A 14,340-nucleotide genomic window follows, 5' to 3' on the forward strand; every position below is an offset into this window, starting at 1 on the left:
TGTTCGGCGGGCCTGGGGTTTGCTAAACTGGAACACACGTCCGCAGGAAACTGCGGCATTCCTCCGTAGCTCAGTTGGCAGAGCATTCGACTGTTAATCGAAGGGTCGCTGGTTCGAGCCCAGCCGGGGGAGCAGCCAAGGCCCCGTCCGATCGGATGGGGCCTTTCTCGTTCTCTGAAAGTTCTGCTCATATTGCGGGTGTCCCGCGGTGGTGGGGAATAGGCGCTGTGCGCGGTGGGTTCATCTGGCATGAAGTCTTTCGGATTCCTCAGTTTCGGCCACTATGACTCCGGCAGTGACCTCGATGCCGGGCAGATGCTGCGCGATGCAGTAGATATCTCCGTCGGTGCTGACGAGCTCGGCGTCAATGGGGCATATTTCCGTGTCCACCATTTCGCCTCACAGGCGGCTTCTCCGATTCCGCTGCTGTCGACGATCGCCGCGAAGACGCGCACGATCGAAGTGGGCACAGGGGTCATCGATATGCGCTAGCGCATGTCTGAGTTATGGCGTTGGACGGAACACCTATTGCTTGCGGGCACGCGCAGCCCGCAGTCCGTTGGCGATGACGACGACTTCGGCGACCTCGTGCACGAGGACGACCGCTGCCAGGCCGAGCACGCCGGTGATCGCCAGCGGCAGCAGCACAGTGATGATCGCCAAGGACAGCACGATGTTCTGGTTGATGATCCTGCCGCCGCGGCGGGCGTGGCGCAGAGCCTGCGGGATGAGGCCGAGGTCGTGGCCGGTGAAGGCGACGTCGGCGGACTCGATCGCGGCGTCGGAGCCGGTCGCGCCCATCGCGATGCCCACGGTCGCCCCGGCCAGGGCGGGCGCGTCGTTGATGCCGTCGCCGATCATCGCAGTCGGCGACGTCTCCGAGAACCCGGCGACGATGCGAGCCTTGTCCTCGGGACGCAGCTCGGCGTGCACGTCGCCGATCCCGGCCAGCTTCGCCAGCGCAGCAGCGGTGCGGGAGTTGTCGCCGGTGAGCATGCTCACCTCGACGCCCTGGTCGCGCAGGGTCCGCACGACCTCGGGGACCTCGGGGCGCAGCTCGTCGCGGACGCCGATCGCCCCGGCCAGGAAGCCGTCGACGGTGACGAGCACGCAGGTCTGCCCCTCGGCCTCCAGGTCCTCGACCCGGGCCTTGAGCGGACCGGCGTCGATCCAGCGCGGACTGCCCACCGCCACCCTGCGGCCGTCGACCAGGCCACCGACGCCGTGCCCGGCCTCCTCGGCCACGTCCTGCGCGGCGGGGGTTCCCCGGCCCGCGGCGGCGATGGCGGCGGCGAGTGGGTGCGTCGAGTGCTGCTCCACGGCGGCAGCCCAAGCAAGCACCTGCGCATCGTCGAACCCATGGGCGGCGACGATGGCGGTTACCTCGGGCCGGTTGCGGGTCAGAGTGCCGGTCTTGTCCACGGCCAGGTGCCGGATGCCGCCGAGGCGCTCGAAGGCGGCCCCGCTCTTGATGACGACGCCGAACTTGGTCGCCGCGCCGATCGCGGAGACCACGGTGACGGGCACCGCGATCGCCAGCGCGCAGGGGCTGGCCGCGACGAGGACGACCAGGGCGCGGGTGATCCAGGTCTCCGGGTCGCCGAGCAGGGACCCGAGCACGCCGACGAGGACGGCGAGGACCATCACGCCGGGCACCAGCGGGCGGGCGATCCGGTCAGCGATCCGGGCTCGGTCGCCCTTCTCGGCCTGGGCCTGCTCTACCAGCTCCACGATCGTGGTCAGCGAGTTGTCGGTGCCCGCGGCGGTCGCCTCGACCTCCAGCACGCCGGCGCTGTTGATCGCGCCCGCCGACACCGCTTCTCCGGGCGCGACCTCGACCGGGATCGATTCACCGGTGATCGCCGAAGTGTCCAGGCTCGACCGGCCCGAGCGGACCAGCCCATCGGTCGCGACCCGCTCGCCAGGGCGGACCAGCAGCACGTCGCCGACGGCGATCTCCCTGGCCGGGACCGAGGCGGAGGTCCCGTCGCGCAGCACGGTCGCGGTCTCCGGCACGAGCTTCAGCAGCGCGCGCAGCCCGCCGCGGGCGCGGTCCATCGCCTTGTCCTCCAGGGCCTCGGCGATCGAGTAGAGGAACGCCAGCGCGGCCGCCTCCTCGACGTAGCCGAGGATCACCGCGCCCACGGCGCTGATCGTCATCAGCAGCGCGATCCCGAGCTTGCGCTTCACAACGAGATTCCGGATCGCACCGGGCACGAACGTGTACGCGCCCAGCAGCAGGCCCGCCCAGAACGCGACCAGCGCCGCGATGTGCAGCCCCGACCACTCCAGCGCCAGGCCGGTGCCGAACGCGACGCCGGAGAGGATCGGCACGACCAGGCCGGGATCACGCCACCACGGGCGCTCTGCCTCCTCTGCCTCGTCCGCGGGGCTGGTCGTCGGCTCGTCGCAGCCGCAGGCGGCGCTCACGAGGCGTCCCCCGAACTGCTCGCGGCGCAGCAGCCCGGCACCGAGCAGGCCGGGTCGATGCACGGCGCGCTCTCGTCCACGGCGAGGGTCACATCGACCAGTGCCGTCAGCGCCGCGGCCAGGTGCGGGTCGGCGATCTCGTAGCGAGTCTGGCGGCCCTCGGGCTCGGCGACCACGATCCCGCAGTCGCGCAGGCAGGTCAGGTGGTTGGACACGTTCGAGCGGGTCAGCCCCAGCTCGCGCGAGAGCACCGCGGGGTGGCTCGGGCTGTCGAGCAGGGACATCAGGATGCGGGAGCGCGTCGGGTCGGCCATGGCCCGGCCGAGCCGGTTCATGACGTCAAGACGCGAAGCAATGGTCAGCATGCACTGAACTATACAGCAGCCGCTGACCTAATGTCCAGTTGTCGCGGCTGCCGCACGCGCTGCGCGCGCTTGCCCTCGTGAGGCGTGATCACCTCTTGCGCCAGCGGGGCCACTTCGGCATCCCGCGGCCCTTCCAGGTCTCCACGAGACCCGCAACCCAGCGGACGGACGCGAAGAGCCCGTAGCCGGCCCCGGCGAGGCCAGCGCCGACCACGAGCCACCGGCCGATGCCGAGCCACACGCTCCCGTCCACGTCCAGCGCCCACTGAACACCCGTGATGAGCCCGGCGATGCCCATCCAGAGACCGGCGACGACCACGGCCACCGGCAGGAGAACGAGGCACATCGCGGCGGCGGCGGACCAGAGCTGTCGCGCCTCCAGCTTCGCCGTCGCGGCGATGATCCGCTCCGCCCGCGCGTTCGAGGCGTCGAGGCTCGCGGTCATCGTGGCCGAAGCCTCCCCGGCGACCTGCTCGACAGCCTTCTCGACCCGTTCCTCGGTGCGCTTCTCGATCCGCTGGACCGCGCCGCCGACCTGGCTCACGAGCTTCTGGTTCGCTGTGACCTGCGCCTTCAGACCCTCAATCGCCGAGGCCGTAGCCGCGCGATTCTTCTGCGCCTCCGCGACCAAGCTCCGCGACGCGGCGTTCAAGCTCTCGCCGTTGAGACTCTGCGCGAACTCGCCGAGCGTGCTCGCGATCTCGTTCTGCCTGCTCTCGATACTCGCGATCCTCGCGGACACGTCGCTGGAGGGCGAGGAGGTCGACGCCGGGGCCGTGATCCGCTCCAGCCGCCTCGTCGTCTCCTCGTCCATGACCTTCACGAACCCCGCGAGCTTCTTCTGCTGTTCGGTCAGCGTGGCGATCCTCGTGTTCTGCGCCTCGACGGCGGCGAGGATCGAGGTCAACAGCTCCATCGTCTCCGGACTGCCGAGCTGCTGCTGCGACTGCTCGGGCTCGTTCTGCTGCTTCAGCCTGTCGAGCGCTGCGCTCATGTTCCTTCTCCTTCTGCTGCTGGTGGTAGTCGAAGAACGCCTGCGCGCCCTCCGGGGTGAAGTCCGCCGAGAGGGCGCTCGCGCGCTTGCGGCGCTCGGCGCGGCCGGACTCGCCGCGGCGATCCTCGATGTAGAGCGTCCAGGTCTCTTGCCCGGCGCGCTTGCCCTTCTTGCTGACGGGGCTGTGCAACCGCATCCGCGGCACCCGCTCCCCGTCATCGCCGAGCCGCTGGTTCTGCTCCTCGATCACCGAGACCAGACCGGCCTTGTCCACCGCCCGGGGATCGGCCAGCGCCGCGCTCATCCGGTCGCCCATCTCGCGGTCGAGCGATCCCTCGGCGAAGTCCTCGCGGCGCAGCTCCCAGTCCTTCGGCGCGTGCTCCAGCCGCTTCACGACCGAGAGCCCGTGTTCTCGCATCAGCTGGTCGTTCGCCGACTGGACGCCCCGCTGATTCCCGGCCTTGCGGTCGTGGAACGTGCGATAGTCCGAGAGCGCCTTCCCCGTCCGGTTGTTGTGGTTGATGACCAAGATGTGGTTGTGCGGCTTCTTGCCCCGCCCATCCACATGACTGACTACGAGGCAGTCGGAATCCGGGTGCATCTTCTTCGCGAGCTGATAACCGAGATCGTTCACCCGCTGCACGTCCTCCGGACTCTTCGGGTCGAACTCCTCGTCGCTGAACGACTGGCGGTAATGCACCGCCTCGACCTCGCGCGTCGTGTTCTGCGTGAGCGACCGAGCGCGCGCCGAGAACGCGCCGGGGCCTCCCGGCACATCGCACGTGATCGCGATGCCCCGCTCGTCCTCCTTGCCACGGATATAGCGCTCCGTGTCGGCGGCGCTGGCGCTCGGGCTGTAGTGCGTGGTGCTCATGAGGCCGCCCGATCCCCGAGCAGGGCGCGGACCTCGCGCAGCAACTCGATCAGCTCGGGCACCTCCGCCGACAGCGCCACTGACTCACCAGCCCGCGCCCGGCGGTCGAGGTCGTTGACGTTGATCGCCAGCGGGCGAATCTGCGCGGCCAGCTCGCGAGCATCCGCCGACGCCTGCACCCGCGCCTCGACCCCGAGCAGGTGCGCGGCCACGGCGGCGTCCAACTCCTCGCTCCGAGAGGCGTGGAGGGCATCCCGGACGACGGTCCGCACCCACGTGCTCGGAGCCAGCCCGAGCCGCTTCGCACGAGTGCGAAGCGCCGCGAGCGTCTCCTCTCCGAAGTCGGTATCGAGCTTCGCGCGGCCCCCACGACGACGCTTCGCGCCGCCGTGACTCTGACGCACAGCCTCCGCATCAGCCCGACCGGTGTTCACCTGGGAGTCGGTCTGCTGCTCCACCTGTACGCCAGAGTGGCAAGCAGTAGCCGTGTCGGACATTTCGCTGGCGCTCATGTCCTCCCCGGCTGCTTGCGAGGGGCCTCCGGCCCCCTCGACCCCCTGGAAGAGCGCATCGCGTTCGGTGCTCATGCGGCACCTCCGATCAGCGCCAGCGGCACGTCAGGGCTCCGCACCGCGAGCCCGCCCAGCAGCTCAGCAACCGCGCCCTCAGCGTCATGTTCCGCCGAGGTCTCCGGACCGTAGGTCAGTTCCCGCGACCCGACGTTCTGGTGATACGCGTTGCCGTACATGCCGGGCGTGTGTGCGGCGGTCGGGATGCTGCACTGGTGCCACTCGTAGGGCTCGATCTTCCCAATGTGCTGCACGAGGTAACGATTGATGTCGTCGGCACGATAGACCTTCACGACCGAGGCCAAGCGGCGGATGAACTGGTCCAACGCCTCGTCCACGTTGCCCTTCTGGCGGGCGTAGTAGAAGAACTCGACAGGCTCGATCGTCGCCGTGATGACGATAATGCGCGGGGCCACCTCGCCCTTGTTCTTGTACCGAGCCTTCGCAGGCGAGGCGTTGTACGGATCAAGCAGCAGCAGCCAGTCGTTCGCATCCATCGCCGAGGCCCGCAGATCGTCCAGCAGCAGCACCTCCTCGCCTCGCCAGTCATCAAGCGGGTTCCCCGTCGCGGCCCGGTAGACCTGCCACCGCTCGCCGTGCGCGTTCGCCGCGTTGATCGCCTCGGTGATGAAGTCCGTGGCGAACCGGGTCTTGCCGATCCCGGCATCCCCATGGACGAACACCACGTGCGTCGAGAACTCACCGGCGCGGAGCTTCGCCGCCGCCCGGTATGCGCGGCGCTGGCCGTAGGCCGACAGCGCGTCGTCGATCTCCCGCTGATGCCGCGAGTAGATGTCGAACAGCTCGTCCGTGAGCATGATCTGATCCCGCGTGAACTCGCCCTGGAGCACGCGCTCGCGCATGTCCTCGAAGTTCTCGGCGACGACCTTCTTCTTCACGTGCGCGCGCCCCTTGAGCCAGGTCTCCCGACGCTGGGCGTCGATCCCGAGGTAGTCAGGCCCACGCACCGTAGCGACCTCCGAAGGCGCGTACTGGTGCTTGTCCGCGTACTTCACGTGCGTCAGATACGACAGCATGTTGTCGTAGGCGTACCGCCCGCGGCCCGGCTTCTCGACGTACTGGGGCTCGACGCCGATGCCGAACGCGAGCCGATCCAGCGGTGCGCTCTTCGCACGGCTGGCGAACTTGATGACCGCGTGCAGGTGATCGGGCTTCGGCTCGATCACCAGAGCCTTCTCCGTGTCGCTCCAGACCTCGCGCTCGTCCTTGTCATGCACGATGCCGTAGGCCTCGACGACCTCGCAGCCGGTGGCCTCGAGCCGCTGCACCACGTAGGCGAGGATCGCCTCGGCTCCCTGCTGGAGCAGCGCGGCCCCGTTCGGGTCCTCGGCAGCCCAGGTCCAGTACGACGGATCGAGGTACTGCGTGAGCCCGATGCTCGTCGGGTTGTTCTCCTGCTTAGCCACGGCGACCACCCCCGCCGCGGACAGAGCGGAGGGCCTCAGAGAGAGTGCGGCGCCTAAATGACCCCCTATTGACCCCCAAATGAGACCCAAAATGATCCCACGAGGCCACGCGACGGAGCGCGGGCGGAACCGACCGCTGACCAGGCACGTTGTTGCAGGGCGCGGCAATCGACAAGCCCTTGCCGCGCCCGTAGGAACGAATGAGGCTCCCGAAACTCTTAGAGTGCGAAGCACGGCTGCGGACCGTCATCACGACGACGGGCAGCCCGCCTTCGGCGGGTGCCAGGCCAGGCCCTCCGGGCGGGGTCAGGTCGGCGGGAGCGGTGCTGAGGTTGCGTGCGTCGGCGCGCATCAGCGACCACCGCCCCGGCCGTAGCGCTTGATGACAGCCTGGTGCGTGACGCCGAGGGCGTCGCCGATCTTCGCCCAGGTCACCCCATCGGCGCGGGCGTCGGCGACGGCGATCTCGACGGACTCCTCCAGCACGGAGCGGAGCACGCCGAGGTCGTAGAGACGTGCCTCGGACTCGGCGAGGGAGGGGTCGCCCTGTCGCCAGCGGAAGCCGTTCACGTGGTCGAAGGCGGCGGAGTTGGCGCTCATCAGTGACCACCGCCCATCACGGCGGCGACCGCGGCGCGCTGTCGCGGGGTCAGGGGCGTGCGAGCCAGGCGTTCACCGGCCAGACGACCAGCAGCACGAGCGGCGGCGATGACGGGATCGAGGCCGTCTGCCTGCGGAGAAGGAGTGGAGCCCTGATCGAGGCCAGGGCGGTCGAGCGCAGATGCGCGGGGAACGTCGATAACGACAGACATCGGAAGTCCTCAGACATGAGTATCTTCCGGTTCCCCGCCACGGTAATTGGGCTGTTTGACCGGCTACTCATCCGGGAGCAGAACCCCGCGCTTCTAAGTCGCGGCCCCGGTGGGATCTTCTTGTCTGCAACCATTCTCCCACGAGTCGACTCACCATTGCAATGACGAGTCGACTCATGAGTCAGTCGCGACGCGGCTCTATCCGAATCAGGTCGGGGTCGAATTTCACGTGACCGGGCGTGATGGGCTCGATGGTCACCGTCACCAGCTCGTCCACGAGCATCCGGCGGCGGTCCACGTCCAACGCCTTCCACTTCGCCTCGACCACCTCGCGGCGCTCCGCGGTGCCGACCGGCTCCTCGACGTCCGCGAGCAGCTTCGCCGCCGCCGACACCGAACGGTCGAGCAGCTCCGCGTCGATCTCGTCGATGCGGGCCTTCACGTCGTTGATCGCCGCCGTTATCTCCAGGACCGGCTGATGGATGTCGCGCAGCAGCGGGCTCAGCTCCTTCACCCGATCGACCAGGGCGTTCCGCTCCGTCAGCAGCTCCTCGCGATCCGGCCCATCGTCCTCCTGTGGCATCACGAGGTCGTGCACGTCCACCGAGGACAGACGCGTGAGCACCGCCTCGGTGACCATCGCATCGACGGGCTCGCGCTGGCGGGTGAGATGGAACTGCTCGCCGCAGCGGTACGTCGACTGCTTGCGGCTGTTCGTCCCCGAGACGAGCGTCGCGCCGCACTTCCCGCACAGCCCGATCGTGGACAGGAGATACTTCGGCTGGTTCCCCTGCCTCGCCGACCTCCGCACGTTGTCCTCCAGCTTCGCCACCGCGGCCCGCCACGTCTGCTCGCCGACGATGGGCGGGAACGCCTCGCCCTGAACCGGGTACAGCTCGCCCGACGCGTAGTGCTTGATGTAGCCACAGTAAAGCGGGTTCGCGAGCAGGTAGCGCACAGCATCGACGGAGAACTCCGACCCACGCGCGGTGAAGTGACCGGCGCTGTTCAGGTCCTCGCGGATTCGCCGGATCGACAGGGACGGCTCGCCGAGGAACGCATCGAAGGCCCGCCGTACGGCGGCGGCCTCCTCCTCGATCAACTCGCCGTCCCTCGTCCAGCCGAACGCCTTCCAGGCGGACGTGGGGATGCCCTCGGCGCGTCGGCGCTCGTTCGACCTGATTTGTCGCTCGGCCTTGCGTCGTGCCTCGAACCGGGCGAGAGCGGCGAGCATCGTCGCCCGGAACTCCCCGTCCGCCGTCGAGAGGTCGATCTCGCCGTCAACGGTGACGACACGCAGGCCGAGATCGATCAGTGTGTTCAGGTCCTTCGTGCTACGCAGGAGCCGGTCCATGTCCACGGCGACCACCATCGAGAACTTGCCCGCACGGGCGTCCTCCAGCATCTCGGCCCACCGAGTGCCAGCACGGCGCTTCTTCGTCGCGGACACCGCGTTGTCGTCGTAGACCTCGACGACCTTCCAGTCCTTGGCCTCGGCCAGCGCCCTGATCTTTCTCAGCTGGGTCTCGACGGTCCATCGGTCGCCCTTGCGGTCCATCGAGGCGCGGACGTACGCCGCAACCTCGTTCGTCTTCCTCAGCGATACCAGTTCGACCATGCAACCAAGCTTACGTGAGCGGGTGTTGCAACCGCTACATGCGCTATGAGAACCCGCTCTACCTCGCCGAGGAGGCCGCCGCCCTCGATCTGCTCTCGGACCAGCGGCTGGCACTGGGCATCAGTCGCGGTTCCCCGGAGCCGGCCCTGCGCGGCTGGGAAGCCTTCGGGTACGAGGACCACACCGAGCCGAAAGCCGCGAACATGGCTCGAGAGAAGTTCGACCGCTTCCTCCGCGCCATCCGCGGCGAGGAACTCGCCCCTGCCGATCCGCAGCAGTTCGGACCCGGCGTGCGCCTGCGCGTCGAACCGCATTCACCCGGACTCGACCGACGCATCTGGTGGGGTGCCGGTTCGGCCGCAACCGCCGAAGGGGCGGCTCGGATGGGAGTGAACCTGATGAGTTCGACCCTGCTCACCGAGGCGACCGGTGCATCGTTCGGGGACCTGCAGGCCGAACAGATCGCCAGATACCGCAAGGTCTGGAACGAGGCCGGACACGAGTGGACGCCGCGAGTGTCCGTCAGCCGCAGCATCTTCCCGATCACCACCGACCTCGACGACCTCTACTTCGGAAGACGCGGTGCCGGGCAGGGCGACCAGATCGGGATCATCGACGACACGCGTTCGACTTTCGGCCGCACCTACGCGGGTGAACCGGACAAGCTGATCGAGGAGCTCAAAGCCGATGCGGCCATCCAAGCCGCCGATACCCTCATGCTCACGATACCGAGCCAACTCGGCGTCGACTATAACCTGCACATCCTCGAATCCTTCGCGAAGCACGTCGCCCCGGCTTTCGGCTGGGTGCCCGCCGGTGCGCACTGAGGCCGCCGTCAAAAGACGATCCGCAAACGTATGATGTGACGAGTCAGAGACGATTCACCATAGGGAACGATTCACCACCAGGGGAGACCGAGTGAGCGAGAGCACGAAGATGACGCAGACGCAGAAGCGCATCCTCATCATCGGCCTCGTCCCCCTCTTCATGTCCCTGCTGTCGGTCTCGAGTATCAACGTCGTCCTGCCCTCCATTGCATCGGACATCGACGCCTCCACCTCGGCCCTGCAATGGGTGCTCACCGGCTATGCACTGTCCTTCGGTGTCGTCCTCGTCGCAGCCGGTCGAGCCGGCGACGTCTTCGGCCGCGGCCAGCTGTTCGTCATCGGGGTGGGACTCTTCGGCCTCTCCTCACTGGTAGCCGGAATCGCCCCGGACCCGCTCACGCTCAATATCTCCCGTGTGATCATGGGCCTGGGCTCGGGATTTCTCAACCCGCAGGTGGTCGGTCTGCTTCAGCAGTACTTCCAGGGGCCGCCCCGTGGTCGTGCCTTCGGGCTGATGGGCACCACCGTCGGGCTGTCGGTGGCCATCGGCCCAGTGCTCGGCGGTGCCCTCATCGCCCTGTTCGGCAGCGACCTCGGTTGGAGGGCGACCTTCCTGGTGAACGTGCCCTTCGCGATCGCCTCCGTCATCCTCGCGCGGATGTGGCTGCCGAGCGGCGCGTGGCGACCTGCCGTCGTTCAGGAGGGGAAGAGCGCCGACGGCGGCAAGGATCTCGATCCCGTGGGAGTCATCCTCCTCGGCGTCGGCGTCCTCCTCATCCTCCTTCCCTTCGTCGAATCGTCGCTGGGCTGGTTCATCTGGCTGTCCCTGCCGCTCGGCGTCGGCGCGATCTGGTTGTGGACGTGGTGGGAACGTCATTATGCCCGCCTGGGACGACCCCCGATGGTCGACCTCGATCTCTTCCGGATCCGCAGCTTCAGCAACGGTTCGATCATTATCGCCCTCTACTTCCTCGGCGTCACCAGCGTCTGGGTCCTCGTCGCCATGTATATGCAGCAGGGCCTCGGACATACGGCACTGGCCGCAGGGATGATCGGTCTGCCGGCCGCACTGTGCTCGGCGGTCTCGGCCGACGTGTCCGGACGTTTCGTCTTCCAGATCGGGCGCCGCCTCGTCGTCTGGGGGATCGCACTGTGTCTCTTCGGCCTGGTGGCCACGATCGTCGTCGTCGCGCTGCTGTCGCAGGGCATCGGCAGCGAATGGTGGATGCTGGTCACGTTGGCGTTCATCGGCACCGCTCAGGGCATGGTCATCAGCCCCAACCAGACCCTGACCCTGCAGGAGGTCCCCCTGCGATACGCCGGATCCTCCGGCGGAGTGCTCCAGACGGGACAGCGCATCGGCACATCGATGGGGCTGGCGATCATGACCGCACTGGCATTTTCCATCACCGCCGTGAGCAATTGGCACTGGGGAATGATGGGTGCGTTCGTCGCGATCGCCGTCGTCGTCATCCTCGCGGGAATCGTCGGCCTCATCGAAGTCCGCCGAGGCGGTCCCCGCCGCGCCTGAAGACGTCCGCGGCGCGCCCGGCATCGATCGAACATCGTCAGCTGTCAGCGCAATAATGTTACGGATTTTAGACAATCCGCTGTGTCCGAATATGGAAGACTGTTTACGCACATCTGCCCATGGAAGGAAACACAGTGGTCGAGTCCGTACCCGATGACGAGCTTGCGCTCGAGGAACTCGTGCGCTCGGGCGGGATCGAAACCTATTTCGCCCCAGTCGTCGACGCATTGACATTGCAGCGGGTCGGACATCAGATTCTGCAGGCTCCCACGGGGGATCCGGAACTGGGCCGTGCCGAGTCGGAGAACCTCCGTCATGCCATGCGCGTTTCGACGATCACCGGTGATATCGACGCCTCTCTGCGGGACTCGGCGCTGCGCACTGCAGAAGGTGCCGGTCTGCCGAAGTCGAACCGACTGTTCCTCCATGCCGAGGCCGAATCCTTCGCGACCCTCGAGGATCGCACCGGGGAACCCGACCGCTCAGTCATTCTGCAGCTCGACGCCACCCGCGTCGCCTCGTCCCCGGCCTCGGTGCTGCGCTCCGTGCGCTCGGCACGTGCCATGGGATGGGGAGTCGGCATGTCATCGGTCGGTCCCGACCTGCGCAGCACGTCTTTCGTTCCGCTGGTCAATCCTTCGGTGGTCGGACTCCATCCGGACGTTCTGCGCATCGACTGCGACTCTCATCTGGCCGAACTCAACCGCCTACTCCACGCGCATCTCGAACGCACCGGAGCGGTCATCCTCGCCGATGGTGTTGAGACCGAAGACGATCTGGACCGGGTGCGCGCGCTGGGGGCGCGGTTCATGTCCGGACCTTACTTCGGTGAGGCCACGAAGCAGCCGGAGCCGTTCTCCGAGCCGAGCGAGGACGCTCTCGTCTCGCACTACTCACGCAACCTGCCGGCGTTGGGCACTCCGTATTCGATCTCGCAGGGGCTCCGCCGTGAGCCGCTGGTGATGAACCGGGAACTCCTCGTCGCTCAGATCGCAGCTTTGGAAGAGCGTGCTCTGGCCTCGGGGACCGCGACCATCACCCTCGGTGTATTCGGAGAGGACGAAGGTTTCTCCGAGGCGACACGGCTGCGCTACGAGAAGATCCGTGACACGGTGGGGCTGACTGCCATGTTCTCCGGCGGGTTCGACGGACCGCCGATTCCCGGTGTGCGCACCGGACTCGTCGATGCCTCGGACCCCATGCGCAATGAGCACGGTGTCGTCGTGGTCGGACCGGACTGGTCGGGCATGGTCGCAGCGTCGAAACGCAACGATCCCGGCAGTGACGGACAGACGGTCTTCGACGTCTACATCACCACCGACCGCTACACATGCGTCGACGCCGCACGCAGTGTTCTCACCCGCGTCGCCCCTCTCACCGCGATGGCGAAGATGGGGGCCTGAGGCCGTCACATTCGCGCGGATGGAGTCCTCCGAACGCGCGCGTGATCCGAATGGGGCAGCGGACTCCGATGGTGCTAATGTTGTCTCGGCTGGCCCCCGTAGCTCAGCTGGTTAGAGCAGGGAACTCATAATTCCTTGGCCGTCGGTTCAAGTCCGACCGGGGGCACCACGAACCGTTCGAACGAAGCGGACACGTACCATCACGCCGTCGTCAGTCATCTTCGGATGGAGCCTCGGTCTGCCAGTTCGGATTCGGGTCGAAGACGGTGCCGGACAACGGAGCATAGGCGGTCCACTTTCCTCCTGGATTGTTCCTGATGTAGTCGGCGATTTCACGATCCTCCACCTCGATCTCGTCGAACAGCTTGGCGAAGGCCCGCTCAGCCTCAGCGTTCTCAGCAGGGTGTGCAGAACGTCTTCTTACCGTTTCAGTGCCAGCCTCATATGACGCGAACTCGATGAGGAAACGCGGTCCGACCTCGGAAGAGACGGATTGGGCGAGTCGAGTGCCCTCCTCGGTGAAGGTGCGCGCGGCCTCCGCGGATACCCAGTTGAAGTCAGCGTCGAGTGAGTCATAGTAGAACTGTTCCCAGGCCCTCATGCCGGCAACCAGTTCGTCCGACAGTCCCGTGTCCTCGTAGTCGATCGGTTCGCGGATCCACAGCACAGTGTCCGCATAGTCGGGGAACAGACGGATGGTTCGCTGCCCGCCGTCGTCGGTCGTGCGATTCTCGGTCATGCGGCCAGCCTAACGTCGATCATCACTCTCGCACAGACACCCGACGCCACCAGGGTCTTTGATGCTTGGCTGCACGCAGAACATCGACTATCATGTGGTCAGCACCTCCTTTCGGATCGTAGGGGAAGACGTATCCGAGGTAGGAGGCAGAAATGGATATGACACAGGGCGTACTCTTCGTCCACTCAGCACCTCGTGCGCTGTGCCCTCACATCGAGTGGGCAGCGGGCGGGGCCATCGGCGCACAGGCACGCTTCGACTGGACACCCCAGCCGGCAGCACCAGGTCTCGTGCGTGCAGAAGTCTGCTGGCGCGCGCCTGCAGGCTCCGGAGCTCGTATCGCATCCGCATTGCGCGGCTGGGACTCGCTCCGCTACGAAGTCACCGAGGAACCCTCGGCTGGCGTCGACGGCGGACGCTGGAGCCACACACCCGATCTGGGTATCTACCACGCCGTGACCGATACAGCCGGTAATATCCTCGTTCCCGAAGACCGCATCCGCTCCGTCATGGAACGCGCTGCAGGCGATCCCGCGAAGTTCTCCTCAGAGATGGCGATCGCCCTTGGCGAAGCCTGGGACGAGGAACTCGACGCTTTCCGTCATGCAGGCGAGGGCGCACCGGTGCGCTGGCTGACCAAAGTCGGCTAAGCTCGCCTCTTCCGACTCCGCACCGTACAAACACTGACGGTTCGGTCGGCTCGAAACTGCTCAATGGGCACACCTTCCTACCTCGGGTGTGCCCATTTCGC

At 66.9% G+C, this 14,340-nt stretch carries 14 protein-coding genes, 2 tRNA genes and 1 pseudogene; 7 read left to right on the forward strand and 10 right to left on the reverse strand.

The genetic code is table 11. The annotated features are described in order from the left end of the window. Window positions 1–59: 59 nt before the first annotated feature. Window positions 60–132 (forward strand) — tRNA-Asn (locus BEP01S_RS08900). A 117-nt stretch (window positions 133–249) separates the two neighbouring features. Then, window positions 250–492, forward strand: coding sequence for an LLM class flavin-dependent oxidoreductase (locus tag BEP01S_RS08905; protein WP_062242394.1), 243 nt, complete (start codon window positions 250–252; stop codon window positions 490–492). A gap of 33 nt (window positions 493–525) precedes the next feature. Here the strand turns inward: BEP01S_RS08905 and BEP01S_RS08910 are convergent, their stop codons facing one another. From BEP01S_RS08910 to BEP01S_RS08950, 9 genes and pseudogenes are all read right to left on the reverse strand, one after another. Further along, a complete protein-coding gene (locus tag BEP01S_RS08910; protein WP_062242440.1) occupies window positions 526–2,430 on the reverse strand; it encodes a heavy metal translocating P-type ATPase in 1,905 nt (634 codons plus the stop codon). Beyond that, window positions 2,427–2,795: a Cd(II)/Pb(II)-sensing metalloregulatory transcriptional regulator CmtR gene (gene cmtR, locus BEP01S_RS08915; RefSeq protein ID WP_003780589.1), complete on the reverse strand. Its 369-nt coding sequence runs from the start codon at window positions 2,793–2,795 to the stop codon at window positions 2,427–2,429. Before cmtR ends, BEP01S_RS08910 begins: the two co-directional genes overlap by 4 nt. 88 nt (window positions 2,796–2,883) lie before the next feature. Beyond that, window positions 2,884–3,789 (reverse strand): hypothetical protein, encoded by a 906-nt coding sequence (locus BEP01S_RS17385; protein ID WP_016669198.1) that lies wholly within the window; start codon window positions 3,787–3,789, stop codon window positions 2,884–2,886. Between the two features lie 412 nt (window positions 3,790–4,201). Then, window positions 4,202–4,663: pseudogene (locus BEP01S_RS17390) on the reverse strand (relaxase/mobilization nuclease domain-containing protein); the annotation flags it as partial. Beyond that, window positions 4,660–5,250, reverse strand: coding sequence for a hypothetical protein (locus BEP01S_RS08930; RefSeq protein ID WP_009212769.1), 591 nt, complete (start codon window positions 5,248–5,250; stop codon window positions 4,660–4,662). The pseudogene BEP01S_RS17390 and the gene BEP01S_RS08930, both read right to left, overlap by 4 nt. Further along, window positions 5,247–6,668: a Rep family protein gene (locus BEP01S_RS08935; protein ID WP_062242396.1), complete on the reverse strand. Its 1,422-nt coding sequence runs from the start codon at window positions 6,666–6,668 to the stop codon at window positions 5,247–5,249. Before BEP01S_RS08935 ends, BEP01S_RS08930 begins: the two co-directional genes overlap by 4 nt. Window positions 6,669–7,010: 342 nt before the next feature. Continuing rightward, a complete protein-coding gene (locus BEP01S_RS08940) occupies window positions 7,011–7,259 on the reverse strand; it encodes a hypothetical protein (protein ID WP_003780556.1) in 249 nt (82 codons plus the stop codon). Further along, the gene (locus BEP01S_RS16600; protein ID WP_003780572.1) at window positions 7,259–7,471 is read right to left on the reverse strand and encodes a hypothetical protein; all 213 of its coding nucleotides are present in this window, start codon (window positions 7,469–7,471) and stop codon (window positions 7,259–7,261) included. The genes BEP01S_RS08940 and BEP01S_RS16600 overlap by 1 nt, the downstream gene beginning before the upstream one ends. Before the next feature lie 181 nt (window positions 7,472–7,652). Next, on the reverse strand, window positions 7,653–9,029 hold the full coding sequence (locus BEP01S_RS08950) for a recombinase family protein (RefSeq protein ID WP_444542036.1): 1,377 nt from the start codon (window positions 9,027–9,029) through the stop codon (window positions 7,653–7,655). Window positions 9,030–9,127: 98 nt separating this feature from the next. On the opposite strand from BEP01S_RS08950, the gene BEP01S_RS08955 reads away from it, so the two are divergent. The 4 genes from BEP01S_RS08955 (at window position 9,128) to BEP01S_RS08970 (ending at window position 13,019) form a co-directional block, all read left to right on the forward strand. Then, complete coding sequence (locus tag BEP01S_RS08955) at window positions 9,128–9,916, forward strand: LLM class flavin-dependent oxidoreductase (RefSeq protein ID WP_062242403.1); 789 nt, start codon at window positions 9,128–9,130, stop codon at window positions 9,914–9,916. Between the two features lie 91 nt (window positions 9,917–10,007). Next, window positions 10,008–11,447 (forward strand): MFS transporter, encoded by a 1,440-nt coding sequence (locus tag BEP01S_RS08960; RefSeq protein ID WP_082819347.1) that lies wholly within the window; start codon window positions 10,008–10,010, stop codon window positions 11,445–11,447. A gap of 119 nt (window positions 11,448–11,566) precedes the next feature. Next, window positions 11,567–12,850 (forward strand): EAL domain-containing protein, encoded by a 1,284-nt coding sequence (locus tag BEP01S_RS08965; protein ID WP_039210855.1) that lies wholly within the window; start codon window positions 11,567–11,569, stop codon window positions 12,848–12,850. A 92-nt stretch (window positions 12,851–12,942) separates the two neighbouring features. After that, window positions 12,943–13,019: transfer RNA gene (locus tag BEP01S_RS08970), tRNA-Ile, on the forward strand. Between the two features lie 42 nt (window positions 13,020–13,061). Here BEP01S_RS08970 and BEP01S_RS08975 read toward each other — a convergent pair. After that, window positions 13,062–13,589, reverse strand: coding sequence for an immunity protein CdiI family protein (locus BEP01S_RS08975; protein WP_062242405.1), 528 nt, complete (start codon window positions 13,587–13,589; stop codon window positions 13,062–13,064). 158 nt (window positions 13,590–13,747) lie between these two features. Between BEP01S_RS08975 and BEP01S_RS08980 the strand changes: the two genes are divergently transcribed. Beyond that, the gene (locus tag BEP01S_RS08980; RefSeq protein WP_039211244.1) at window positions 13,748–14,239 is read left to right on the forward strand and encodes a DUF3145 domain-containing protein; all 492 of its coding nucleotides are present in this window, start codon (window positions 13,748–13,750) and stop codon (window positions 14,237–14,239) included. Window positions 14,240–14,340 lie beyond the last annotated feature (101 nt).

The organism is Brevibacterium epidermidis NBRC 14811 (assembly GCF_001570805.1).
Classification (GTDB): domain Bacteria; phylum Actinomycetota; class Actinomycetes; order Actinomycetales; family Brevibacteriaceae; genus Brevibacterium; species Brevibacterium epidermidis.

Bases quoted from the DNA above. Each gene is read 5' to 3' on its own strand.
- BEP01S_RS08965 (WP_039210855.1), top strand. From the start codon at position 11,567: ATGGAAGGAAACACAGTGGTCGAGTCCGTACCCGATGACGAGCTTGCG.
- BEP01S_RS08905 (WP_062242394.1), top strand. From the start codon at position 250: ATGAAGTCTTTCGGATTCCTCAGTTTCGGCCACTATGACTCCGGCAGT.
- BEP01S_RS08930 (WP_009212769.1), bottom strand. From the start codon at position 5,250: ATGAGCACCGAACGCGATGCGCTCTTCCAGGGGGTCGAGGGGGCCGGA.
- BEP01S_RS16600 (WP_003780572.1), bottom strand. From the start codon at position 7,471: ATGTCTGTCGTTATCGACGTTCCCCGCGCATCTGCGCTCGACCGCCCT.
- BEP01S_RS08950 (WP_444542036.1), bottom strand. From the start codon at position 9,029: ATGGACCGCAAGGGCGACCGATGGACCGTCGAGACCCAGCTGAGAAAG.
- cmtR (WP_003780589.1), bottom strand. From the start codon at position 2,795: ATGCTGACCATTGCTTCGCGTCTTGACGTCATGAACCGGCTCGGCCGG.
- BEP01S_RS08975 (WP_062242405.1), bottom strand. From the start codon at position 13,589: ATGACCGAGAATCGCACGACCGACGACGGCGGGCAGCGAACCATCCGT.
- BEP01S_RS08955 (WP_062242403.1), top strand. From the start codon at position 9,128: ATGCGCTATGAGAACCCGCTCTACCTCGCCGAGGAGGCCGCCGCCCTC.
- BEP01S_RS17385 (WP_016669198.1), bottom strand. From the start codon at position 3,789: ATGAGCGCAGCGCTCGACAGGCTGAAGCAGCAGAACGAGCCCGAGCAG.
- BEP01S_RS08980 (WP_039211244.1), top strand. From the start codon at position 13,748: ATGACACAGGGCGTACTCTTCGTCCACTCAGCACCTCGTGCGCTGTGC.
- BEP01S_RS08940 (WP_003780556.1), bottom strand. From the start codon at position 7,259: ATGAGCGCCAACTCCGCCGCCTTCGACCACGTGAACGGCTTCCGCTGG.